Raw genomic sequence first — 22,926 nt, 5'->3', positions numbered from 1 at the left:
ACACCGTGGCGGGCAGTGCCACGACAGCGATTCTTGCGGTCATGCAGGCCGTGCAGCAACGGTTCGATTCATGGCCCGAAAGCCACCTCCAAAGCCACCGGCTCCGGGCGACAAGGAACTGGCCGTCCCAGGCGAACTCCCGGCGTCACCGCTGGATGACAAATTCGCGCTTCCGGTCGGCGCCACCGCGGCGCCCGTTCCCAGCACCAAGCCACCGCTGCCCACAAAGCCGGAGAAGGCCAAGGGGGCTGCGAAGCCGGTCGTCAAGGATGACGACGAGGATGATGAGGACGACGACGAAGACGACGAGACGGACGCCGGAGATGACGACGATGAGGACGAGGATCTCGTCGTCTTCACCGCGCGCGAGGCCGCCGGCGCTCTGGGAACCATCTACGCCTTCACCCGGCCGTTCCTGACGAAATACAAGAAGATGCTGGCCATCGTCGGCTTCGGCGTGGTGGTGGAGACGCTGTTCAACGTCATCATGCCGCTCAGCCTGAAATATCTGATCGACGATGCGCTCGGCGAGGAAGACTTTCAGGCGCTGGTCTGGATCCTGTCGGTGCTCGGCGTCGCCGGCATCTTCACCTCCATCGTGGCGGTCTGGTATGAGCGCTGGGACGCCAAGCTGGCGGCGGGGGTGATCTCCGACGTCCGCATGCGGCTGTTCGAGCATATCCAGAATCTGCCGTCGGCCTATTTCGCGCGAACCAAGCGCGGCGAGATCCTGTCGCGGTTCTCCATCGATCTGGCGGCCTATGAAGGCTCGGTCAAAAGCGTTTCCAACAGCGCCGTTCTGCCGTTTCTCGAACTCATTGCAGGCATCCTGCTGATGCTGTTCCTGAACTGGCAACTCGCGGCGGTGGCGTTGCTGGTGTTTCCGATCACTTTGATCGGCCCTCGCATCCTGACGCCCAAGGCAGTGCAGGCCAACTACGATCAGAAGATCCAGGAATCGTCGCTGCTCGGCATGGTCCAGGAAAACGTCGCGGCGCAGGCCGTGATCAAGGCATTCAGCCTGCAGCGCCGCACCATGGGTTGGTTCCGGTTACGCAACGACGACGCCAGCCGGAAAATCGCCGCTGCGACCTTCCTGTCCACCATGGTGGAGCGCTCGGTCACCATCTCCGTGCTGCTGCTGCATCTCGTGGTGCTGGCGATCGGTGCCTATCTCGCCACCAAGGGCCAGATCACCGTCGGCACCTTCGTGACCTTCGAGAGCGCGTTCTGGGAGGTGTCCTACAACATCGCTCATGTGATGCATTTCATCCCGGTGTCGATCCAGTCTGCCGCCGCAGTCCGGCATATCCAGGAGATGCTCGACGAGCCGACCCGCGGCGCCGACCGGCCGGGCGCACCGGACCTGCCGCGCATCGTCAACGACATCACTTTCGATCACGTCACCTTCAAATACGAAGGCAGCCAGACGCCGGTGCTCGACAATCTCAGCTTGAGGCTGAAGGTCGGCAAGACCATCGCCATCGTCGGCCCCTCCGGTTCCGGCAAGAGCACGCTGCTCAACCTGATCCTGCGGCTTTACGTGCCGGACGAGGGCAAGCTGACCATCGACGGCGTCGACATCCGCAAGGTGACGCGCGAATCCCTGCGCAGCAGCATGGCCGTCGTGTTCCAGGAGAACATGCTGTTCAACATGTCGATCCGCGAAAATATCCGGCTCGGCAAGGAGGGCGCCACCGACGAGGAAGTCGAGCAGGCTGCGCGAAAAGCCGAGATCCATCGCCACATCATGAGCCTGCCGGAAAAGTACGACACCTCGGTTGGCGAGCGCGGCGACACGCTGTCGGGCGGCCAGCGCCAGCGCATCGCCATTGCGCGCGCCATCGTGCGCGATCCGTCGGTGCTGCTGCTGGATGAGGCGACGTCGGCCCTCGACCAGACCACAGAAGCGGCCATCAACAAGACGCTGCTCAAGCTCGCCCGCGGGCGCACCATGATCTTCTCGACGCACCGCCTGACTTCGGTGGTGGAGATGGACGAGATCATCGTGATCGCCGGCGGCAGGGCGATCGAGCGCGGTTCGCACGCCGAACTGCTGGCGCTCGGCGGTACCTATCGCAAGCTGTGGGACGACCAGGGCCATCAGCCGCACGCGGCAACCGCCGACGATGATGACGACGATGACGAGTGATGCGCGCTACCGCGTCGCGGCGTCGAAATGCGGCTGAGGCGGCACAGCGCTTCGCTGCGAGGCGCTGCGAACGCCCAGACGCTTGCGGATCGCCAGCAGCGTGCCGAGCCCGAGCCGCACCACGAAACGCGCCCAGCGCTGCGCGCGCCAAGCCAGGCTGTTGCTGAGCGTCAATGAGCGAAGGTGATGGGCCTTGGCGAGCGAGCGCGCATCGCAACTGGTCTTGATCGGGTCGTCATAGAATGCCGCGATCTTCTCGGCGCCCATGCCGCCGGTGGCGAGCCAGTTGGGGATGTACACGGTGCAGAGTTGCGCGACGTCGGTGAACACCTTGTCGGTCCCGGTGCCCGCGGCGGGGCAGGATGTCGCGAAGGCGTCGCCGACCAGCACCACCCCGGCCTGCCGGTGGCCCTGTGTGACATACAGATCCGCGGGACGTATCTTGACCGGACCGACCACGGCGAAATCGCCCATCATGCCCTGCAGGTTCGGCATCAGCGCGCGCATGGTGGCTTCCGGAGCACGACGGAATTCACGCAGCCACGGATCGTCCATCTGGCGATACACCGGCACGTTGGCGCGCATCGCGCTGCCGATCGGAAACAGCGTCATATAAGCGAGCCGGTCGGACGATCGCTTGGGCCAATAGGTCAGCGCCGGAAAATCAAATGCCTCGCGCCCGACGGGGGCCACGTCGAAGCCGATGGTGATGGAATGGCATGGGCTGATGACGGGTCGCTCCAGCCCCAGCATATCGCGAAGTGCGACACTCAGCCCGTTGGCCAGCACCACCAGCCGGGCCGAAATCTCGTCGCCGTCGGAGAGCGTGATTTTCTGGCGGTCGGCGCTGGTCGCAATGCCGGTCACCCTGGCATGGACCACGGGGATATCGGCCGGGATCGCCGTGCGGATGGTGTTGACGAGTGTGTCGTACATGATGCCGTGCTGGTCGCTCGGCTTCCTGGCGACCACATGGCCGAACCGTGCCTCCCACACTTCGCCATCGAGAGTGGCGGCGGGCAGCGTGTGCTCCGCGAGTCCGGTCTTGCTCAGCAAGGCAATCTGGCTGCTGCCAAGCTTCTCGCAGCGGAAGTCCGGCGGATAGCTCGGAAACGGATCCACAAGCACGGCCTTGATACCGGCGCGTCCCAGCATCGCTGCAGCGATGGAGCCGGCCAGTCCGCCACCGATGATGGCAACATCCGTGTTTTGCATGAGGTGACCTCTACGCAAGCAGGTCAATATATTGGAAATGCAAAAGAATGCTGAGCAGGGCCCCCGGCAGCGGTGCTTGGGCTTAACTGAAAAGCAAGCTGGCAGCGCCAAGATAGGTGGTATTCGCGGCTACGGGCGGGCGTTCGTCGATGATTTCTGTGCAGATTTGCCTGCCGGGCCTGCTCGTTGCCGCGCCGTGGGACGATCTCGTCCGGCGCGCGTCGTCGAACGTCTTCATGAACCCTGCCGCCCTGCAAGCCGCGGCCGAGCTGAAATTCGCCGACGTCCACGTGCTGCTGGCGTGGGAGGAGGGGGCGACGCCGGCGCGGCTGGTCGGGCTCTGGGCGCTGCAGCTTCGGAGGATCGCGCCGTTCTGGCCAGCGCACCTCGAGGCGCTGCCTTACGACTATGCCTTCCTGTCCAGCCCGGTGGTCGACCCGGCCTTCGTGACGGAGGTGATGCCGGCGTTCCTGGCGGAGGTGGCCAGCAGCAAACTGCCGGGTATCATCAGCCTGCGGCAATTCGATACGGACTGCCCGAGCCATGGTCCGATGATCGCGGCACTGGCTGTGCACGGTCAACGCCCGGTCATACTTGAAGCGAGCGAGCGAGCGAGCGGCCGGTCGTGACGCGCGCCTTCGGCGTCAAGAAGTCTGGGTCGACGCGCAAGAAGCTGCGGCAGGACTGGAACCGGCTGTCGGCCCCCTGTGTAGTCGGGATCTGACATGATGGGTGCGGGCGGGATGCCGTTGGGCCCCTGGTCATGAAGACCGTGATCCGGCTTGGCACCCGCCCGCGCTACATTACCCACACCTGAACAGTTGATCGAGGCCGTTCGCCGCGGACCTCGCAGCACAGGGACAGGCATCATGATCATACATCCTGGCTTCGTTGGAATCGATATCTCCAAGGACTTTCTTGACGTCTTCGACAGCAACATCGGCACGGTGCGCCGCATCGACAACCTCCCCGAGGCGGTCAACGCCTTGATCGCGGGGTGGGCCGGCAGCGATGTATTCGTGCTGTTCGAGGCCACCGGCCACTACGACAAGGCGCTGCGCCGGGCCTTGATCGCGGCCGGCATCGCTTTCGCGAGGGTCAACCCCGCCCGCGCCCGGGATTTCGCCCGCTCCATCGGCTTGCTCGCCAAGACCGACGCAATCGACGCGCGGATGCTGGCGGCGATGGCCCAATGCCTGCGGCCCGGCGCCGACGGCACCACCGACCCGGCGCGGGAGCAGCTTGCCGACCTGCACAAGCGCCGCGATCAGCTCGTCGCCTGCCGCAAGCAGGAGCGCACCCGCCTTGCCGCAACCGGCGCCGACCTGCTGGACGAGCTGATGCAGCATATCGCCTGGCTCGATCAGGCTATCCAGCGCATCGATCGGCGGATCGCCACCCTGATTGCCGGGCAGCAGGGCCTGCACGCCGCACAACGCCTGATGCGCTCGGTGCCGGGCATCGGCCCGGTTTGCGCCGCCACGCTGTTGGCACTGATGCCGGAACTCGGCTCCCGCTCGCCAAAGGCCATCGCCGCTTTGGCTGGACTGGCGCCCTTCAATGTCGATAGCGGCAAGTTCCGCGGTGCCCGCAAGATCCACGGCGGCAGGCGCCGGGTCCGCGAAGCCCTCTACATGGCGGCCGTCTCCGTCACTCGAACCAAATCCCGGTTCGCAGCAGCCTATCGTGCCCTGAGAGACGCGGGCAAACCCGCCAAAATCGCCCTGATCGCCGTCGCTCGCAAGCTGCTCGTCACCCTCAATGCGGTGCTTCGTGATCAAGCGCCCTTTCACGCTTGATCACGAAAATTACAGTTGCCGGATCGGTCGAGGTCGTCAATGACAGGACGGCCGGGCAGGTGCGCGAGGCCTTCGAATCCTTTCTGGCGCTGGAAGCCGCAGGCTGGAAGGGCGCCCGGGGAACCGCCGTGCTGAGCAACCTGGACCACGCCGCCTTCGTCCGGCGTCTGATCGGAACCCTGGCCGACCAGCAGAATGCCTCGGTGGCGCTGCTGCGCGTCGATGGGCGGGTGATTGCCGCGCAGGTGCTGCTGTATTGCGGCACCACCGCCGATACCTGGAAGATCGCCTACGACCCTGCCTTTGCCAGGTATTCGCCGGGAGCGTTGCTAGTCGACAAGGCAACCGAGGGGCTGTTCGCCGTCCCCGGCATCGAGAGCATCAACTCCTGCTCGGACGGTTCCGGCTTCATGGCACAGTTCTGGGCCGGGCGGCGTTCCATGGCAGACCTGCTGATCAACGTGACGCCCCGAAATTCCCTCGCCTTCGCTCTGGAGACTGCGCGGCGCCGTGCCTATTACCGGCTGCGGGCATTGCGGAACCAGCTACGGTCGCGGAAGTGGCTGTCGCGCCCCAACAGCAAGCCGGGTTCCGGGATGCCGCCAGCCTCAAATGAATAATATCCGGGTGAAATTTACGCTCGGTGGGGGCGGCCATGGTCTGCCGTCGTCGCGGGTCCACCGGCAGGCGCCATTTCACCCCCGGCATTGTTCCGAATCGACGCGCCGCGTCATCAAACTGCAAAACCCGCTGCGACCGATTCTGCCGCCCGATGGACGATTGGGCTGACAATCGGGTATGTTTCTGCTACGCAGGCATGCGAGAAGTCAGCGTGGGACAAGGGTTTCTACAACTGCGCTTTAGTGTTGACTTGGGCGGACCCCGAGGATAAAACCCGCGCACTCACCGACAGGCGGTGAGCTTCGCAAGTGTCGGAACGGACCACCCTCTAAGTCTTTCAAGACCCAGTCTTTTGGGACCGGAGCGGGCACCAACCTCGACCCAAGAAGCTCAAACGCTGTCGATTATAGCTAGGCTGCCAAAACGACGTTTATCTCCTGAGCAAAATCTCTCGAGATTTAATTCGGAAGCATGACCTCGGTGCAGGCTATCAGGCGAAAGCCGGGTGGTCACGATCGCGGTCCTCTGTGGCGTGAAGCGCTTTCTGCTCAGTGATGAGCGGTTGGCGTGATTTCGTTTTGCGTGAATCCTTTCATGTGAGGCGTGCGATGGGGTAGGTGGCCCCGAACAATTTTGCGAAGCCGTTATGGTTTCGCGCGAACAAGGGTGAAGGCGAAGATGCCGACGATCAACCAGCTGATCGCAAGTCCGCGTGTCGTTCAGAAGTCGCGCAAGAAGGTGCCCGCACTGCAGCAGTCGCCGCAGAAGCGTGGCGTTTGTACACGCGTCTACACCACGACCCCGAAGAAGCCGAACTCGGCGCTTCGTAAGGTTGCCAAGGTGCGTCTGACCAACGGCTTCGAAGTCATCGGATACATTCCGGGCGAAGGTCATAACCTTCAAGAGCATTCCGTGGTCATGATCCGCGGCGGCCGCGTCAAGGATTTGCCCGGCGTGCGTTACCACATTCTCCGCGGCGTGCTGGATACCCAGGGCGTCAAGAACCGTAAGCAGCGTCGTTCGAAGTACGGCGCGAAGCGTCCGAAGTAACGGGGATTATCGATGTCTCGTCGCCATTCTGCTGAAAAGCGTGAAGTGAACCCGGATCCGAAGTTCGGGAATATCATCATCACGAAGTTCATGAACTCGGTCATGTATGACGGCAAGAAGTCTGCCGCCGAGAGCATCGTTTACGGTGCGCTCGAAATGATCGAAGCCAAGACCAAGCAAGGCCCGCTGCCGGTGTTCGAGCAGGCTCTGGAAAACGTGATGCCGACCATCGAGGTGCGTTCGCGCCGCGTTGGTGGTGCCACCTACCAGGTTCCGGTCGAAGTCCGCAGCGTTCGGCGCCAGGCGCTGGGCATTCGCTGGCTGATCACTGCGGCGCGTGACCGCAACGAAAAGACGATGACGGAGCGCCTCTCCGCCGAGCTGCTCGATGCGTCGAACGGCCGAGGCAATGCCGTGAAGAAGCGCGAAGACGTGCATCGGATGGCTGAAGCCAACCGCGCCTTCTCGCACTATCGCTGGTAACGGCGAAACAACGGATTTAAGGACGAGCCCATGCCCCGCGTACATGCCATCGAGGATTACCGAAATTTCGGTATCATGGCGCATATCGATGCAGGTAAGACCACGACCACCGAGCGCATCCTTTACTACACCGGCAAGAGCCACAAAATCGGCGAAGTGCACGAAGGTGCAGCGACGATGGACTGGATGGAGCAGGAGCAGGAGCGCGGCATTACGATCACGTCCGCAGCAACCACTGCGTTCTGGAACGGCAAGCGTCTGAACATCATCGACACTCCCGGCCACGTCGACTTCACCATCGAAGTCGAGCGTTCGCTGCGCGTGCTCGACGGCGCGGTCGTCGTTCTCGACGGCAACCAGGGCGTTGAACCGCAGACCGAAACCGTGTGGCGTCAGGGCGACAAGTACCGCGTGCCGCGCATCGTGTTTGCGAACAAGATGGATAAGACCGGCGCTGACTTCTACAAGTGCCTGCAGGACATCATCGACCGTCTCGGCGCCAAGCCGATTGCGATCCAGCTGCCGATCGGCGAGGAGAGCAATTTCAAGGGCCTGGTCGATCTGGTGCGCATGAAGGGCGTGATCTGGGAAGACGAAGCCCTGGGTGCGAACTTCAAGGACATCGATATCCCTGAGGACATGCTCGAGAAGGCCAAGGAATATCGCGAGAAGATGGTGGAAGCCGCCGTCGAGCTCGACGACGAAGTCTTGTCCGCTTTCCTCGATGGCGTTGAGCCGGATGAAGCTACTCTGAAGCGTCTGATCCGCAAGGCCGTGCTGACCAGCGCGTTCTATCCCGTGCTGTGCGGTTCGGCGTTCAAGAACAAGGGCGTGCAGCCCTTGCTCGACGCAGTTGTCGATTACCTGCCGTCGCCCGTCGACGTTCCCGCCATCAAGGGCGTGGATGACGAAGGCAACGAGATCATCCGTCTGCCGAAGGATAGCGAGCCGCTCGCGCTGCTGGCCTTCAAGATCATGGACGATCCGTTCGTCGGCACCATCACGTTCTGCCGCATCTATTCCGGCACGCTGATCTCCGGCACCGGCGTCGTCAACTCGACGCGCGACCGCAAGGAGCGCATCGGCCGCATGCTGCTGATGCATGCGAACAACCGCGAAGACATCAAGGAAGCCTATGCCGGCGACATCGTCGCTCTGGCCGGCCTGAAGGAGGCCCGCACCGGTGATACCCTGTGCGACGCTGGCAAGCAGGTCATCCTGGAGAAGATGGAATTCCCGGAGCCGGTGATCGAGATCGCGATCGAGCCGAAGACCAAGGCCGACCAGGAAAAGCTGGGCGTCGCTCTGGCGAAGCTCGCTGCGGAAGATCCGTCGTTCCGCGTCTCCACCGACGTGGAATCCGGTCAGACCATCCTCAAGGGCATGGGCGAACTGCATCTCGACATCAAGGTCGACATCCTTCGCCGTACCTACAAGGTCGATGCGAACATCGGCGCGCCGCAGGTGGCGTTCCGTGAGCGCGTGACCAAGAAGGCCGAAGTGGACTACACCCACAAGAAGCAGACCGGTGGTACCGGCCAGTTCGCGCGGGTCAAGTTCGTGGTCGAGCCGAACGAGCCGGGCAAGGGATTTGAGTTCGAATCCAAGGTCGTCGGCGGTGCGGTGCCGAAGGAATACATCCCCGGCGTCGAAAAGGGCCTCAACTCGGTTCTGGGTTCGGGCGTTGTCGCCGGCTTCCCGGTGGTCGACGTCAAGGTCACCCTGATCGACGGCGCCTACCATGACGTCGACTCGTCGGCTCTGGCCTTCGAAATCGCATCGCGCGCGGCTTTCCGCGAAGCGCTGCAGAAGGGCAAGTCCGTCCTGCTCGAGCCGATCATGAAGGTCGAATGCGTGACCCCGGAAGACTACACCGGTTCGGTCATCGGCGATCTGAATTCGCGGCGCGGCCAGATCCAGGGCCAGGACATGCGCGGCAACGCCAACGTCATCAACGCGATGGTGCCGCTCATGAACATGTTCGGTTACGTGAATAACCTGCGCTCGATGAGCCAGGGGCGCGCGACCTTCACGATGCAATTTGATCACTACGCGGAAGCACCGGCAAACGTGTCGGCGGAAGTCCAAAAGAAGTTTGCCTGATTGTCGTTGGCGACAGTTAACGACTGAACGGAGAGAGTTATGGCTAAAGCAAAATTCGAACGTAACAAGCCGCATTGCAACATCGGTACGATCGGTCACGTCGACCATGGCAAGACGTCGCTGACGGCGGCGATCACCAAGGTGTTGGCGGAGACGGGCGGTGCGACGTTCACGGCCTACGACCAGATCGACAAGGCGCCGGAAGAGAAGGCCCGCGGCATCACGATCTCGACCGCTCACGTCGAGTACGAGACCGCCAACCGCCACTACGCCCACGTCGACTGCCCCGGCCACGCCGACTATGTGAAGAACATGATCACCGGTGCGGCGCAGATGGACGGCGGCATTCTCGTCGTGTCGGCCGCTGACGGCCCGATGCCGCAGACCCGCGAGCACATCCTGCTGGCCCGCCAGGTCGGCGTTCCCGCGCTGGTCGTGTTCCTCAACAAGTGCGACATGGTCGACGATCCCGAGTTGCTCGAACTGGTGGAAATGGAAGTTCGCGAACTTCTCTCCAAGTACGACTTCCCGGGCGATGACATTCCGATCATCAAGGGTTCGGCGCTGGCCGCCCTCGAGAACTCCGACCAGAAGCTCGGTCACGACGCGATCCTGGAGCTGATGAAGGCGGTCGACGCCTACATCCCGCAGCCGGAACGCCCGATCGACCAGCCGTTCCTGATGCCGGTGGAAGACGTGTTCTCGATCTCGGGCCGCGGCACCGTCGTCACCGGCCGCGTCGAGCGCGGCATCGTCAAGGTTGGCGAGGAAATCGAGATCGTCGGTATCCGCGACACCCAGAAGACCATCTGCACCGGCGTGGAAATGTTCCGCAAGCTGCTCGATCAGGGCCAGGCCGGCGACAACATCGGCGCGCTGCTGCGCGGCACCAAGCGTGAGGAAGTCGAGCGCGGTCAGGTGCTGTGCAAGCCGGGTTCGGTCAAGCCGCACACCAAGTTCAAGGCTGAGGCGTACATCCTCACCAAGGAAGAGGGCGGTCGTCACACCCCGTTCTTCACCAACTACCGTCCGCAGTTCTACTTCCGCACCACCGACGTGACCGGTGTGGTTCATCTGCCGGAAGGGACCGAAATGGTCATGCCGGGCGACAACATCGCCATGGAAGTGCACCTGATCGTGCCGATCGCCATGGAAGAGAAGCTGCGCTTCGCTATCCGCGAGGGTGGCCGCACGGTGGGTGCAGGCGTCGTCGCAAGCATCATCGAGTAACAAGTCGGGCAGGGGATAGCGGATTACGATCCGCTATCCCCGACCAGACGCGAAGTTAAGTCGACAAAGAAAGACAACGGCATGAACGGCCAGAATATCCGCATTCGGCTCAAGGCGTTCGATCATCGGATTCTCGATGCATCGACCCGCGAGATCGTCAGCACGGCGAAACGTACCGGTGCACAGGTTCGCGGACCAATCCCGCTGCCGACCCGCATCGAGAAGTTCACTGTCAACCGTTCGCCGCACGTCGACAAGAAGAGCCGCGAGCAGTTCGAGATGCGCACTCACAAGCGTCTTCTCGATATCGTCGATCCGACCCCGCAGACTGTCGATGCTTTGATGAAGCTCGACCTCGCCGCCGGTGTCGATGTCGAGATCAAGCTCTGACGCTTCCTGCACAAGCGGGTTGAGTCTCAGACACGTATTTTAGGTCCAGTCCGGTCATACGGACAGAAAGAACAGGAAGCACGCCGATGCGCTCCGGAGTGATCGCACAAAAGGTCGGAATGACACGGGTCTTTACGGAGACCGGTGAGCACATTCCAGTGACCGTGCTAAAGCTGGGCAATTGCCAGGTGTTAGGTCACCTCACCAGCGAGAAGAATGGTTACGTTGCGCTGCAGCTCGGTTCGGGCACACGCAAGACCGTCTATTTGCCGAAGGCAGAACGCGGCCAGTTCGCCGTTGCCAAGGTTGAGCCCAAGCGGAAGGTCGCGGAATTCCGCGTGTCGGAAGACGCGCTGATCCCGGTCGGCGCCGAGATCATGGCGGACCACTTTGTGGTCGGTCAGTTCGTCGATGTCACCGGCACCTCGGTCGGTAAGGGCTTCGCCGGCGGCATGAAGCGCTGGAATTTCCGCGGTCTGCGCGCCACCCACGGCGTGTCGGTCTCGCATCGTTCGATCGGTTCGACCGGCGGACGTCAGGATCCCGGCAAGACCTTCAAGAACAAGAAGATGCCCGGCCATATGGGCGTCGACAAGATTACCACGCTGAACCTGCGCGTCGTGCAGACGGATGTGGAACGCGGCCTGATCCTCGTCGAAGGTGCCGTTCCCGGCTCCAAGGGCGGCTGGATCGCAGTGCGTGACGCCGTGAAGAAGGCACTTCCGAAGGAAGCGCCGAAGCCCGGCAAGTTCCGCCTGGCCGATGCGGGCACCGAGCAGGAAGCACCTGCCGAGGCGCCTGTCGCCGAGAAGGAGGGCGTGTGAGATGAAACTGAACGTCACCACGCTTGAGGGCAAGGACGCCGGCTCGATCGAGCTGTCGGATGCCATCTTCGGTCTCGACCCCCGCGCCGACATCATCCAGCGTTGCGTCAACTGGCAGCTCGCCAAGCGCCAGGCTGGCACGCACAAGACCAAGGGTCGCGCCGAGATCTGGCGCACCGGCAAGAAGATGTACAAGCAGAAGGGCACCGGCGGTGCGCGTCACGGTTCTGCCCGTGTCCCGCAGTTCCGCGGCGGTGGCCGTGCATTCGGTCCGGTCGTTCGCTCCCATGCGTTTGATCTGCCGAAGAAGGTTCGCGCGCTTGCCCTGCGGCATGCGCTGTCGTCCAAGGCCAAGGATGGCGGCTTGATCGTGATCGAGTCGGCAACTCTGGAAGCCGCCAAGACGAAGGCTCTGCTTGGTCATTTCTCGGGTCTCGGCCTGACCAATGCGCTGATCGTCGACGGCGCCGAAGTTCACACCGGTTTCGCCCAGGCGGCCCGTAACATTCCGAACATCGACGTGCTCCCGATCCAGGGCATCAACGTCTATGACATTCTGCGTCGTCAGAAGCTGGTTCTGACCAAGGCGGCGCTCGATGCGTTGGAGGCGCGCTTCAAATGAAGAATATCGACCCGCGCCATTACGACATCATCGTTGCCCCCGTGGTGACGGAAAAAGCGACTGTTGCGTCCGAACACAACAAGGTTGTGTTCAAGGTGGCCTCGAAAGCCACCAAGCCGCAGATCAAGGAAGCCGTCGAGAAGCTGTTCGACGTCAAGGTTAAGAGCGTGAATACCCTGGTGCGCAAGGGCAAGACGAAAGTCTTCCGCGGCACCTTCGGTTCACAGTCGGACGTCAAGCGTGCGATCGTGACACTCGAAGAGGGCCACCGCATCGACGTCACGACCGGTCTATAAGGCAGAACGACGATGGCACTTAAAAAATTCAATCCGACGACACCCGGTCAGCGTCAGCTGGTCATTGTCGATCGCTCCGGGCTCTACAAGGGCAAGCCGGTCAAGTCGCTGACCGAGGGCAAGCACTCCTCGGGCGGTCGCAACAACACCGGTCGCACGGTCGTTCGTTTTCGCGGCGGCGGTCACAAGCAGACCTACCGTATCGTCGATTTCAAGCGTACCAAGGTCGATATGCCTGCAAAGGTCGAGCGACTCGAGTATGATCCGAATCGCACCGCCTTTATCGCGCTGCTGAAGTACGAAGACGGGACCCAGTCCTACATCCTCGCGCCTCAGCGTCTCGCGGTTGGCGACACGGTGATTGCCGGAAACTACGTCGACGTGAAGCCGGGCAATGTCATGCCGCTGGGCAACATGCCGATCGGCACCATCATTCACAACGTCGAGCTGAAGATCGGCAAGGGTGGGCAGATCGCCCGTTCCGCCGGCACCTATGCCCAGCTCGTCGGCCGCGACCATGACTATGTGATCGTCCGCCTGAATTCCGGCGAACAGCGCCTGGTTCACGGTCGTTGCACCGGGACCATCGGCGCCGTGTCGAACCCCGACCACATGAACACCTCGATGGGCAAGGCCGGCCGTATGCGCTGGTTTGGTCGTCGCCCGCATAACCGCGGCGTGTCGATGAACCCGATCGACCATCCGCACGGCGGCGGCGAAGGCCGCACCTCGGGCGGTCGTCACCCGGTGACCCCGTGGGGCAAGCCGACCAAGGGCAAGAAGACGCGTTCGAACAAGTCGACCACGAAATTCATTCTCATCAGCCGCCACAAGCGGAAGAAGTAAGGATCGCCGGACATGGTTCGTTCAGTCTGGAAAGGCCCGTTCGTCGAAGGCTCGCTGCTCAAGAAGGCAGATGTCGCCCGCGCGTCAGGCCGTCATGACGTCATCAAGATCTGGAGCCGACGTTCCACGATCCTGCCGCAGTTCGTCGGTCTCACCTTTGGCGTCTACAACGGCCAAAAGCATGTACCTGTCGCCATCAATGAAGAGATGGTCGGTCACAAGTTCGGCGAGTTTTCGCCGACCAGGACCTTCCACGGTCATTCGGGCGACAAGAAAGCCAAGAAGGCTTAAGGACGTAAGTTATGAGCAAACCAAAGCGCGAACGGAGCCTCCCCGATAACGAGGCGAAGGCGATTGCCCGAATGCTGCGGGTGAGCCCGCAGAAGCTTAACCTGGTCGCGCAGATGATTCGCGGCCGGAAGGCTTCGGCCGCGCTCGCCGACCTGCAGTTCTCGCGCAAGCGGATCGCAGTCGACGTCAAGAAGTGCCTGGAGTCGGCGATCGCCAATGCCGAGAACAACCATGACCTCGAGGTCGACGATCTGATCGTCTCCGAGGCCCATGTCGGCAAGGGCATTGTCATGAAGCGTTTCGCCCCGCGCGGCCGTGGCCGTTCGGGACGCATCTTTAAACCATTCGCGCAGCCGACGATCGTTGTTCGTCAGGTCGAAGCAGCGACAGCTTAAGCAGGGCGCGGGAGAATACGATGGGTCAGAAGATCAATCCAATCGGTCTGCGTCTTGGCATCAACCGTACGTGGGATTCACGTTGGTATGCCGGCAAGAACGAATACGGCAAGCTGCTTCACGAGGACGTCAAGATCCGTGAAGTGCTGCACAAGGAGCTGAAGCAGGCTGCTGTCGCCAAGATCATCATCGAGCGCCCGCACAAGAAGTGCCGCGTCACGATCCACTCGGCTCGTCCGGGTGTGGTGATCGGCAAGAAGGGCGCCGACATCGACAAGCTTCGCAAGAAGGTTGCCGACATCACCGCCTCCGACGTGGTGATCAACATCGTCGAAATCCGCAAGCCGGAGCTCGACGCGACCCTGGTCGCCGAGTCGATCGCGCAGCAGCTCGAGCGCCGCGTCGCGTTCCGCCGCGCCATGAAGCGCGCCGTTCAGTCGGCGATGCGCCTGGGTGCCGAAGGCATCCGTATCAATTGCTCGGGCCGCCTCGGCGGCGCCGAAATCGCGCGCATGGAATGGTATCGCGAAGGTCGCGTGCCGCTGCATACGCTGCGTGCGGACATCGACTACGGCGTCGCCACCGCATTCACGACGTTCGGTACTTGCGGCGTCAAGGTCTGGATCTTCAAGGGCGAAATCCTTGAGCACGATCCGATGGCCCAGGACAAGCGTATGGCCGAGGGTGACAATTCGCGGCCGCGTCGCGACGCCGCCTGAGCGGTTCAAATTAGAAGGTTTGAGGGCGTAAGCCATGATGCAACCAAAGAAGACCAAGTTCCGGAAGGCGCATAAGGGCCGGATTCACGGCGTTGCGACTTCGGGTGCGACACTGTCCTTCGGTCAGTTCGGCCTGAAGGCGATGGCACCCGAGCGTCTCACCGCCCGTCAGATCGAGGCTGCCCGCCGCGCGCTGACCCGTCACATGAAGCGTGCCGGCCGCGTGTGGATCCGCATCTTCCCGGATCTGCCGGTGTCGAAGAAGCCCGCCGAAGTCCGAATGGGCTCCGGCAAGGGAACGCCGGAATTGTGGGTTGCGCGCGTCAAGCCTGGCCGCGTGATCTTCGAGATCGACGGTGTCACCCAGCAGGTCGCCAAGGAGGCGTTCACGCTGGCCGCCGCCAAGCTGCCGATCAAGACGCGTTTCGTTACGCGCATTGCGGAATAAGGGTAAAGTCATGGCCGATTTGAAAACCGCCGATATCCGCGCAATGAGCGCCGATCAGATGGAAGACGCCGTCGTCAACCTGAAGAAAGAGCGCTTCAACCTTCGCTTCCAGCGCGCCACCGGGCAGCCGGAAAACACCTCGCGCCTGCGCGAAGCTCGCCGCGATATCGCACGCATCAAGACCGTCGCCGCGCAGAAGCGCGACGCGAAGTCGAAGTAAGGGGCCGAACATGCCGAAACGTACGCTTCAGGGCGTGGTCGTCAGCGACAAGCAAGCAAAGACGGTTGTGGTGCGCGTCGATCGCCGCTTCACCCACCCGATCTACAAGAAGACCATCCGCCGCTCGAAGAACTATCACGCGCACGACGAGAACAACGAGTTCAAGCCGGGCGACATGGTGTGGATCGAGGAGAGCAAGCCGATCTCGAAGTTGAAGCGCTGGACGGTTGTCCGGGGTGAACAGAAGAAAACAGCCTAAGCGCGCCTTGCGCATCAGATCTACGCGCGACTTTGCGCATTAAAAAGAGGACGAGGTGCATCAATGATTCAGATGCAGACCAACCTCGACGTGGCCGATAATTCAGGCGCACGCCGTGTTATGTGCATTAAGGTTCTTGGGGGTTCCAAGCGCCGTTATGCTACAGTTGGCGACGTAATTGTCGTGTCAATCAAGGAAGCCATCCCACGCGGGAAGGTCAAGAAGGGCGACGTCATGAAGGCCGTCGTGGTTCGTGTCCGCAAGGACATTCGCCGCGCCGACGGATCCGTCATCCGCTTCGACCGCAACGCCGCCGTGCTGATCAACAATCAGTCCGAGCCGGTCGGAACCCGCATCTTCGGGCCCGTGCCGCGCGAGCTGCGTGCCAAGAACCATATGAAGATCATCTCGCTTGCGCCGGAGGTGCTGTAATGGCTGCCAAGATTCGCAAGGGCGATAAGGTCATCGTGCTCACCGGTCGCGACAAGGGGCGCACCGGCGAGGTGTTCGAGGTTCGTCCGACCGACGGCAAGGCGCTGGTTCGCGGCGTCAACCTCGTGAAGAAGCACCAGAAGCAGACCCAGGCGCAGGAAGGCGGCATCATCTCGAAAGAGGCGCCGATCCAGCTGTCGAACATTGCCATCGTCGGCAAGGACGGCAAGCCGACCCGCGTGGGTTTCAAAATTCAGGCGGATGGCAAGAAGGTACGTATCGCCAAGCGCTCGGGAGCTGAGATCGATGTCTGAGACCGCATACACTCCGCGTTTACGCGAACAGTTCGACAAGGAAATCCGCGGCAAGCTGACCGAGCAGTTCGGTTATCAGAATGTCATGCAGGTTCCGCGTCTCGACAAGGTCGTGCTCAACATGGGCATCGGCGAAGCCGTGAACGATCGCAAAAAGGCCGACACCGCTGCCGCCGACTTGGCGCTGATCGCCGGCCAGAAGCCGATCATCACCTATTCGCGCGTCGCCATCGCGACCTTCAAGCTGCGTGAAAACCAGCCGATCGGCGCCAAGGTGACGCTGCGCAAGGCGAAGATGTACGAGTTCATCGACCGGCTGATCAACGTCGCGCTGCCGCGCGTCCGCGATTTCCGCGGCCTGAACCCGAAGAGCTTCGACGGCCGCGGCAACTACTCGCTCGGCATCAAAGAGCACATCATTTTCCCCGAAATCGACTTCGACAAGATGGGGGAGACGTGGGGCATGGACATCACGGTCTGCACGACTGCGACCACCGATGACGAGGCCCGTGCGTTGTTGACCGCTTTCAATTTCCCGTTCCGGCAGTGAGAAGCTGACAAGCCTCTCAAACGCGGAAACCCAGGAGCCAAGCATGGCAAAGAAGAGTTCGATCGAGAAGAACAATCGTCGGAAGAGAATGACCAAGAACGCCGCGCCGAAGCGTGCGAAGCTCAAGGCCATCATCGCCGACAAGGAACGTCCGATGGAAGAGCGGTTCGCCGCAACGCTGAAGCTCGCCGAGCTGCCGCGCAATTCCTCGGCTGTCCGCATTCGCAATCGTTGCGAAATCACCGGCCGCTCGCGTGCGGTCTATCGCAAGAACAAGCTCAGCCGTATCGCGCTGCGTGACCTGGGCTCTCGCGGCCTGGTTCCCGGGCTCGTGAAGTCAAGCTGGTAAGGGGGCGGGCATGTCAACGCACGATCCAATCAGCGATCTCATCACCCGTATCCGCAACGCGCAGATGCGCTCCAAGCCGAAGGTTTCGACCCCGGGCTCGAAGATGCGCGCCAATGTGCTCGAAGTGCTGAAGAACGAGGGCTACATCCGTGGCTACGCCAGCGTCGAGCATTCGAGCGGCCGCAGCGAGCTCGAAGTCGAGCTGAAGTATTTCGATGGCGAACCGGTCATCCGTGAAATCGATCGCGTTTCCAAGCCAGGACGTCGTGTTTACGTCTCGGTGAAGAACCTGCCGCGCGTGAAGAACGGTCTTGGCATTTCGGTTTTGTCGACACCCAAGGGAATTATGGCTGACCACGAAGCGCGCGAAGCGAACGTGGGCGGCGAAGTTCTCTTCACGGTGTTCTGAGGAAGGATTAGCCATGTCACGCGTTGGCAAAAAGCCAGTCACGGTTACCGCGGGCGTTACCGCGACCGTCGAAGGCCAGGTCGTCAAGATGAAGGGGCCCAAGGGCCAGCTTCAGTTCGTTGTGCACGACGACGTGTCGGTGAAGCTCGACAACGGTTCCATCACGGTGGCACCGCGGGTCGAGACCAACCGCGCACGCGCGCTCTACGGCACCGCACGGGCGCAGATTGCGAATCTGCTCGAAGGCGTTACCAAGGGTTTTGAAAAGAAGCTCGACATCACCGGCGTCGGCTATCGTGCCGCGCTGCAGGGCAAGAAGCTGCAGCTCGCGCTCGGCTACAGCCACGATGTCGTTTACGATATCCCGGAAGGGATCCTGGTCACGGTGCCGAAGCCGACCGAGATCCTGATTTCCGGAAACGATCTCGCAACGCGTTGGTCAGGTCGCCGCGGAGATCCGCAGCTACCGTCCGCCGGAGCCCTACAAGGGCAAGGGCGTCAGATATTCCGACGAGTTTATCTTCCGCAAGGAAGGCAAGAAGAAGTAACGGAGCCGGTCATGTCGAAACTCAAGATTACGAATGCCCGGCGCAAGCAACGCGTGCGGCTCTCGCTGCGACGGACCGCCAACGGTCGGCCGCGCCTGTCGATCTTTCGCTCGTCGAAGCATATCTATGCCCAGGTGATCGACGATCTGAAGGGGGAGACGCTGGCGTCAGCTTCTTCGCTGGAAAAGGCGATGCGCGATACCGGCAAGACGGGTGCGGACGTCGATGCGGCGAAGGCGGTCGGCAAGCTGCTGGCAGAGCGCGCGGTCAAGAATGGCGTCAAGGAAGTGGTCTTCGACCGTGGTGGTTATCTCTACCATGGTCGCGTGAAGGCGCTTGCGGATGCGGCACGCGAGAGCGGGCTCAGCTTCTAAGCGACTTTGGCTTCGAATTGATATTGAACGGACACAAGGACAGAGGCGAAAGCTTCTCAAGGATTGGAAAACACCATGGCAGGTGAACGCGAGCGCGGTGGCGGCCACAGGGGCGGCCGGGAAGAGCGCGATAGTGAATTCGTCGACAAGCTGGTCCACATCAACCGTGTGGCGAAGGTCGTCAAGGGCGGCAAGCGCTTCGGTTTCGCCGCGCTGGTCGTGATCGGCGATCAGAAGGGCAGGGTCGGTTTCGGTCACGGCAAGGCACGTGAAGTTCCCGAAGCCATCCGCAAGGCCACCGAGTCGGCCAAGCGCAACCTGACGCGCGTCGCTCTGCGCGAGGGTCGCACTTTGCACCACGATATCGCTGGTCGCCACGGTGCGGGCCGCGTCTATCTGCGTGCAGCGCCCGCCGGTACCGGCATCATCGCCGGCGGCCCGATGCGCGCCGTGTTCGAAAGCCTCGGCGTCCAGGACGTCGTCGCCAAGTCGATCGGTTCGTCGAATCCCTACAACATGGTTCGCGCCACGTTCGACGCGCTGAAGCATCAGGATTCGCCGCGCTCGGTTGCCGCTCGCCGCAACATTAAGGTGTCCACCCTGCAGTCGCGCCGCGTCGGCGGTGACGCTGAAGTGGTCGCTGAGTAATCACGACTTTTGGAGTTACCACGATGGCCAAGGCCGTAAAGATGATCAAGGTCGAGCAGATCGGCAGCGCAATCCGCCGCCATCATTCGCAGCGCGAGACCTTGATCGGCATGAAGCTCAATAAGATCGGTCGCGTCACCGAACTGCAGGACACTCCTTCGGTTCGCGGCATGATCGCCAAGGTTCAGCACCTCGTCCGCGTGGTCGAGGATAAGTAAGCTCACGTCGCCTTTAGGCAGCCGCAGGGTCGGCTGTACCAGGTGACAACCGACGCTCCTTCGAGGCCCGGGATGACCGCGGCCTCAGGACGGCGGCTCGATAGAGGGAAAAGAACGATGAAGCTCAGCGATATCGCCGATAACGCCGGCTCCCGCAAAAAGCGTATGCGCGTCGGCCGTGGTATCGGCTCCGGCAAGGGCAAGACCTCGGGCCGTGGCGGCAAGGGTCAGACCGCTCGTTCAGGCGTGCGCATCAAGGGCTTCGAAGGCGGCCAGATGCCGTTGCATCGTCGTCTGCCGAAGCGCGGCTTCAACAACATCTTCCGGCTCGATTTCGCCGAGATCAACCTGGACCGTCTGCAGGACGCCGTGGATGCCAAGACGCTGGACATCTCGGCCGTGATCAACGCGGAATCGCTGGTCAAGGCCCGCATCATCCGTCGCGTCAAGGACGGCGTCCGGGTGCTCGGCCGCGGCGAGATCAAGGCCAAGCTGAACATCGAAGTCCACGGCGCCTCGAAGTCGGCGATCGAAGCCATCGAGAAGGCTGGCGGCACCGTGAAGATCCTGGCGGCCCCCAAGAAGGCCAAGGACGAAGGCGAAGCGGCGTAACATCTGCGTCATCGTCCGCGACAGCGGACGGCCTTGCGCGATGTGGCGGTAGATTTTATCAATGCCGAGCACCAAATGATGTCCGGCGTCTGCCGAGTGCCCCGATTTTCGGGGCATGACGGCGCGAAGGGCGCGGGAGAAAGACAATAATGGTCTCTGCAGCAGAACAACTCGCAGCAAACCTCAACTTTTCGGCCCTCGGCAAGGCCGATGAACTGAAGAAGCGGATCTGGTTCACACTGGGTGCGCTTCTTGTTTATCGGTTTGGCACCTACATCCCGCTGCCGGGCATCGATCCGTCGGCCTGGGAGCAGGTGTTCAAGTCGCAGGCGGGCGGCATTCTCGGCATGTTCAACATGTTCGCCGGCGGCGGTATCAACCGCATGGCGATATTCGCGCTGAACATCATGCCGTATATCTCGGCGTCGATCATCATTCGGCTGCTGACCACCGTGTCGCCGCAGCTCGAAGCCCTCAAGAAAGAGGGCGAATCCGGCCGCAAGACCCTCAACCAGTACACCCGCTACCTGACCGTCATCCTGGCCGCGTTCCAGTCCTACGGCATCGCCGTCGGCCTGCAGGGCGCCGGCAACGTGGTCAGTGAGCCCGGGATGTTCTTCCTGATCTCGACCTCGGTGACGCTCACCGGCGGCACCATGTTCCTGATGTGGCTGGGCGAACAGATCACCTCGCGCGGCATCGGCAACGGCATTTCGCTGATCATCCTGTCGGGCATCGTCGCCGAACTGCCGTCGGCGCTGGCCAACATGCTCGAGCTCGGGCGCCAGGGTGCGCTGTCGACCGGCCTGATCCTGGTCGTGATCGTCATGGCCGTCGTCGTCATCGCCTTCATCGTGTTCATGGAGCGGGCCCAGCGTCGGCTGCTGATCCAGTATCCGAAGCGCCAGGTCGGCAACAAGATGTTCGAGGGCCAGTCCTCGCATCTGCCGCTGAAGCTCAACACCTCGGGCGTGATCCCGCCGATCTTCGCGTCGTCGCTGCTGCTACTGCCTGCCACGGTTGCCAACTTCAACGCCGGCAAGGGGCCGGAGTGGTTTCAGTGGATCACGACCCAGCTCGGCCATGGCCGTCCGCTGTTCCTGGTCATGTACATCGCGCTGATCGTGTTCTTCGCGTTCTTCTATACGGCGATCGTGTTCAATCCGACCGAGACCGCCGACAACCTGAAGAAGCACGGCGGCTTCATTCCGGGCATCCGTCCGGGCGAGCGCACCGCCGAATACATCGACTACGTGCTGTCGCGCATCACCGTGCTGGGTGCGGCCTATCTGGCGGTCGTCTGTCTGATTCCCGAGATCCTGATCTCCTACGCCTCGGTGCCGTTCTACTTCGGCGGCACGTCGCTGCTGATCGTGGTCAGCGTGACCATGGATACCGTGGCGCAGGTGCAGGGCTATCTGCTGGCTCACCAGTACGAAGGACTGATCCGTAAATCCAAGCTGAGGGGCCGCCGCAAATGAGGTTGATTCTTCTCGGGCCGCCGGGGGCGGGCAAGGGAACGCAGGCACTTCGACTCGTAGAGCGTCACCACATCGTTCAACTCTCCACCGGCGACATGTTGCGTGCCGCCGTCAAGGCCGAGACCGAGATCGGCCTCAAGGCCAAGGACATCATGGCCGCCGGCGGCCTGGTGCCTGATGAGGTTGTGATCGGCATCATTTCCGACCGCATCGAACAGCCCGACGCCGCCAACGGTTTCATCCTCGACGGCTTTCCGCGCACCGTGCCGCAGGCAGAGGCGCTCGACAGCCTGCTGAAGTCCAAGGGCCTCAAGCTCGACGCCGCGGTCGAACTGCGTGTCAACGAAAGCGCGCTGCTGCAGCGGGTCGAGGCGCGAGTCGCCGAAATGACCGCGCGCGGCGAAGTGGTTCGCGTCGACGATACGCCGGAAGTGCTGGCCAAGCGGCTGGCAAGCTACCGCACCTCGACCGAGCCGCTGGTCCATTACTATTCGGAGAAGCGCAAGCTGGTCACCATCGACGGCATGATGCCGATCGAGGAGGTGACGCAGGAAGTCAACCGGGTGCTCGCCGCCATGATGGCAAGCGACAAGCCGGTGAAGAAGACGACCAAGAAGTCGGCGCGCAAGTCCGCCAGGAAGGTATCCGCCGTGAAGGCCGAATCGGCCCCCAAGGCAGCCAAGAAAACCGTCAAGAAAACTGCCAAAAAGGCGGCCAAGAAGGCCTCGAAGCCGGCGGCCAAGGTCGCCAAAACGGCCAAGAAGGCTACGAAGCCGGCCAAGACGAGCAAGAAATCGACCGCCAAGGCGGCGAAAACGAGTTCCGCCAGGACCAAGGCCAAGTCGGCCGGCCCGGCGGCCCGGAAAGTGACCAAGAAAGCGGCAAAAACCGCCAAGAAGTCCGCGAAAAAGCGCAGCAAGCGCTAGAGGCGGTTGACGAAACGAAGTTGAATCCTTTAATAAGGCCCCGTATCCAGTCGGATGTATTTCCAACGATGCCGGGCCCCACCAATTCAGGGGACGGGCGTC

General features: G+C 62.1%; 31 protein-coding genes and 1 pseudogene. 31 read left to right on the top strand and 1 reads right to left on the bottom strand.

Annotation, left to right across the window (positions count from 1 at the left end):
- Positions 1-70 precede the first annotated feature (70 nt).
- A complete protein-coding gene (locus tag ACUXVA_RS25240; RefSeq protein ID WP_445488866.1) occupies positions 71-2,152 on the top strand; it encodes an ABC transporter ATP-binding protein in 2,082 nt (693 codons plus the stop codon).
- Between the two features lie 6 nt (positions 2,153-2,158).
- Here ACUXVA_RS25240 and ACUXVA_RS25235 read toward each other — a convergent pair whose 3' ends face one another.
- Positions 2,159-3,367, bottom strand: coding sequence for an FAD-dependent monooxygenase (locus tag ACUXVA_RS25235; RefSeq protein ID WP_445488864.1), 1,209 nt, complete (start codon positions 3,365-3,367; stop codon positions 2,159-2,161).
- A gap of 149 nt (positions 3,368-3,516) precedes the next feature.
- Here ACUXVA_RS25235 and ACUXVA_RS25230 point away from each other — a divergent pair, with 149 nt between their 5' ends.
- The 30 genes and pseudogenes from ACUXVA_RS25230 (at position 3,517) to ACUXVA_RS25085 (ending at position 22,824) form a co-directional block, all read left to right on the top strand.
- Positions 3,517-3,996, top strand: a complete 480-nt coding sequence (locus tag ACUXVA_RS25230; protein ID WP_445488862.1) for a hypothetical protein — start codon at positions 3,517-3,519, stop codon at positions 3,994-3,996.
- A 240-nt stretch (positions 3,997-4,236) separates the two neighbouring features.
- Positions 4,237-5,166, top strand: coding sequence for an IS110 family transposase (locus tag ACUXVA_RS25225; protein ID WP_445488860.1), 930 nt, complete (start codon positions 4,237-4,239; stop codon positions 5,164-5,166).
- A complete protein-coding gene (locus tag ACUXVA_RS25220) occupies positions 5,163-5,786 on the top strand; it encodes a GNAT family N-acetyltransferase (RefSeq protein ID WP_445488858.1) in 624 nt (207 codons plus the stop codon). The genes ACUXVA_RS25225 and ACUXVA_RS25220 overlap by 4 nt, the downstream gene beginning before the upstream one ends.
- Positions 5,787-6,465: 679 nt before the next feature.
- Complete coding sequence (gene rpsL / locus ACUXVA_RS25215; protein ID WP_011473880.1) at positions 6,466-6,837, top strand: 30S ribosomal protein S12; 372 nt, start codon at positions 6,466-6,468, stop codon at positions 6,835-6,837.
- A 12-nt stretch (positions 6,838-6,849) separates the two neighbouring features.
- Positions 6,850-7,320 carry a 30S ribosomal protein S7 gene (gene rpsG / locus ACUXVA_RS25210; RefSeq protein ID WP_265083144.1) on the top strand — a complete coding sequence of 157 codons (471 nt, stop codon included), beginning with the start codon at positions 6,850-6,852 and terminating at the stop codon, positions 7,318-7,320.
- Positions 7,321-7,350: 30 nt separating this feature from the next.
- Positions 7,351-9,423 carry an elongation factor G gene (fusA, locus tag ACUXVA_RS25205; RefSeq protein WP_265083145.1) on the top strand — a complete coding sequence of 691 codons (2,073 nt, stop codon included), beginning with the start codon at positions 7,351-7,353 and terminating at the stop codon, positions 9,421-9,423.
- A 39-nt stretch (positions 9,424-9,462) separates the two neighbouring features.
- On the top strand, positions 9,463-10,653 hold the full coding sequence (gene tuf / locus ACUXVA_RS25200; protein WP_265083127.1) for an elongation factor Tu: 1,191 nt from the start codon (positions 9,463-9,465) through the stop codon (positions 10,651-10,653).
- An 81-nt stretch (positions 10,654-10,734) separates the two neighbouring features.
- A complete protein-coding gene (rpsJ, locus tag ACUXVA_RS25195; protein WP_013166261.1) occupies positions 10,735-11,043 on the top strand; it encodes a 30S ribosomal protein S10 in 309 nt (102 codons plus the stop codon).
- Positions 11,044-11,129: 86 nt separating this feature from the next.
- A complete protein-coding gene (gene rplC / locus ACUXVA_RS25190; protein ID WP_265083146.1) occupies positions 11,130-11,867 on the top strand; it encodes a 50S ribosomal protein L3 in 738 nt (245 codons plus the stop codon).
- A 1-nt stretch (position 11,868) separates the two neighbouring features.
- The gene (gene rplD, locus ACUXVA_RS25185; RefSeq protein WP_265083147.1) at positions 11,869-12,489 is read left to right on the top strand and encodes a 50S ribosomal protein L4; all 621 of its coding nucleotides are present in this window, start codon (positions 11,869-11,871) and stop codon (positions 12,487-12,489) included.
- The gene (locus ACUXVA_RS25180) at positions 12,486-12,785 is read left to right on the top strand and encodes a 50S ribosomal protein L23 (protein ID WP_265083148.1); all 300 of its coding nucleotides are present in this window, start codon (positions 12,486-12,488) and stop codon (positions 12,783-12,785) included. Before rplD ends, ACUXVA_RS25180 begins: the two co-directional genes overlap by 4 nt.
- A 12-nt stretch (positions 12,786-12,797) precedes the next feature.
- Positions 12,798-13,631 (top strand): 50S ribosomal protein L2, encoded by an 834-nt coding sequence (rplB, locus tag ACUXVA_RS25175; RefSeq protein WP_265083149.1) that lies wholly within the window; start codon positions 12,798-12,800, stop codon positions 13,629-13,631.
- A 12-nt stretch (positions 13,632-13,643) separates the two neighbouring features.
- On the top strand, positions 13,644-13,922 hold the full coding sequence (gene rpsS / locus ACUXVA_RS25170; RefSeq protein WP_265083150.1) for a 30S ribosomal protein S19: 279 nt from the start codon (positions 13,644-13,646) through the stop codon (positions 13,920-13,922).
- Positions 13,923-13,933: 11 nt separating this feature from the next.
- Positions 13,934-14,317, top strand: a complete 384-nt coding sequence (gene rplV / locus ACUXVA_RS25165) for a 50S ribosomal protein L22 (protein WP_445488852.1) — start codon at positions 13,934-13,936, stop codon at positions 14,315-14,317.
- A 20-nt stretch (positions 14,318-14,337) separates the two neighbouring features.
- A complete protein-coding gene (gene rpsC / locus ACUXVA_RS25160; RefSeq protein ID WP_265083152.1) occupies positions 14,338-15,036 on the top strand; it encodes a 30S ribosomal protein S3 in 699 nt (232 codons plus the stop codon).
- Between the two features lie 34 nt (positions 15,037-15,070).
- Positions 15,071-15,484: a 50S ribosomal protein L16 gene (gene rplP / locus ACUXVA_RS25155; RefSeq protein WP_265083153.1), complete on the top strand. Its 414-nt coding sequence runs from the start codon at positions 15,071-15,073 to the stop codon at positions 15,482-15,484.
- A 10-nt stretch (positions 15,485-15,494) separates the two neighbouring features.
- Positions 15,495-15,704, top strand: coding sequence for a 50S ribosomal protein L29 (rpmC, locus tag ACUXVA_RS25150; RefSeq protein ID WP_445488849.1), 210 nt, complete (start codon positions 15,495-15,497; stop codon positions 15,702-15,704).
- Positions 15,705-15,714: 10 nt separating this feature from the next.
- Positions 15,715-15,963, top strand: a complete 249-nt coding sequence (gene rpsQ, locus ACUXVA_RS25145; protein WP_009797129.1) for a 30S ribosomal protein S17 — start codon at positions 15,715-15,717, stop codon at positions 15,961-15,963.
- 63 nt (positions 15,964-16,026) lie between these two features.
- On the top strand, positions 16,027-16,395 hold the full coding sequence (rplN, locus tag ACUXVA_RS25140; RefSeq protein WP_011473865.1) for a 50S ribosomal protein L14: 369 nt from the start codon (positions 16,027-16,029) through the stop codon (positions 16,393-16,395).
- Entirely contained in the window at positions 16,395-16,709 is a 315-nt protein-coding gene (gene rplX, locus ACUXVA_RS25135; RefSeq protein ID WP_265083155.1) for a 50S ribosomal protein L24, read from the top strand. Before rplN ends, rplX begins: the two co-directional genes overlap by 1 nt.
- Positions 16,702-17,259: a 50S ribosomal protein L5 gene (gene rplE / locus ACUXVA_RS25130; RefSeq protein ID WP_265083156.1), complete on the top strand. Its 558-nt coding sequence runs from the start codon at positions 16,702-16,704 to the stop codon at positions 17,257-17,259. Before rplX ends, rplE begins: the two co-directional genes overlap by 8 nt.
- Before the next feature lie 43 nt (positions 17,260-17,302).
- The gene (rpsN, locus tag ACUXVA_RS25125; protein ID WP_265083157.1) at positions 17,303-17,608 is read left to right on the top strand and encodes a 30S ribosomal protein S14; all 306 of its coding nucleotides are present in this window, start codon (positions 17,303-17,305) and stop codon (positions 17,606-17,608) included.
- Between the two features lie 10 nt (positions 17,609-17,618).
- Positions 17,619-18,017 carry a 30S ribosomal protein S8 gene (gene rpsH, locus ACUXVA_RS25120; protein WP_265083158.1) on the top strand — a complete coding sequence of 133 codons (399 nt, stop codon included), beginning with the start codon at positions 17,619-17,621 and terminating at the stop codon, positions 18,015-18,017.
- A gap of 13 nt (positions 18,018-18,030) precedes the next feature.
- Positions 18,031-18,565, top strand: a pseudogene (gene rplF / locus ACUXVA_RS25115) (50S ribosomal protein L6).
- Positions 18,566-18,576: 11 nt separating this feature from the next.
- Positions 18,577-18,939: a 50S ribosomal protein L18 gene (rplR, locus tag ACUXVA_RS25110; protein WP_445488844.1), complete on the top strand. Its 363-nt coding sequence runs from the start codon at positions 18,577-18,579 to the stop codon at positions 18,937-18,939.
- Positions 18,940-19,014: 75 nt separating this feature from the next.
- Entirely contained in the window at positions 19,015-19,587 is a 573-nt protein-coding gene (gene rpsE, locus ACUXVA_RS25105) for a 30S ribosomal protein S5 (protein ID WP_265083159.1), read from the top strand.
- A gap of 23 nt (positions 19,588-19,610) precedes the next feature.
- Positions 19,611-19,805 (top strand): 50S ribosomal protein L30, encoded by a 195-nt coding sequence (rpmD, locus tag ACUXVA_RS25100; RefSeq protein WP_265083160.1) that lies wholly within the window; start codon positions 19,611-19,613, stop codon positions 19,803-19,805.
- Between the two features lie 117 nt (positions 19,806-19,922).
- Entirely contained in the window at positions 19,923-20,417 is a 495-nt protein-coding gene (rplO, locus tag ACUXVA_RS25095; protein ID WP_445488841.1) for a 50S ribosomal protein L15, read from the top strand.
- Positions 20,418-20,566: 149 nt separating this feature from the next.
- Positions 20,567-21,898: a preprotein translocase subunit SecY gene (gene secY / locus ACUXVA_RS25090; protein WP_445488839.1), complete on the top strand. Its 1,332-nt coding sequence runs from the start codon at positions 20,567-20,569 to the stop codon at positions 21,896-21,898.
- A complete protein-coding gene (locus ACUXVA_RS25085) occupies positions 21,895-22,824 on the top strand; it encodes an adenylate kinase (RefSeq protein ID WP_445488837.1) in 930 nt (309 codons plus the stop codon). The genes secY and ACUXVA_RS25085 overlap by 4 nt, the downstream gene beginning before the upstream one ends.
- Positions 22,825-22,926: the final 102 nt, after the last annotated feature.

The sequence above is a fragment of the Rhodopseudomonas sp. RCAM05734 genome (genome assembly GCF_052658035.1).
Note: the sequence above shows the minus strand (reverse complement) of the source record. Positions and strands in the feature narration are given on the sequence as shown.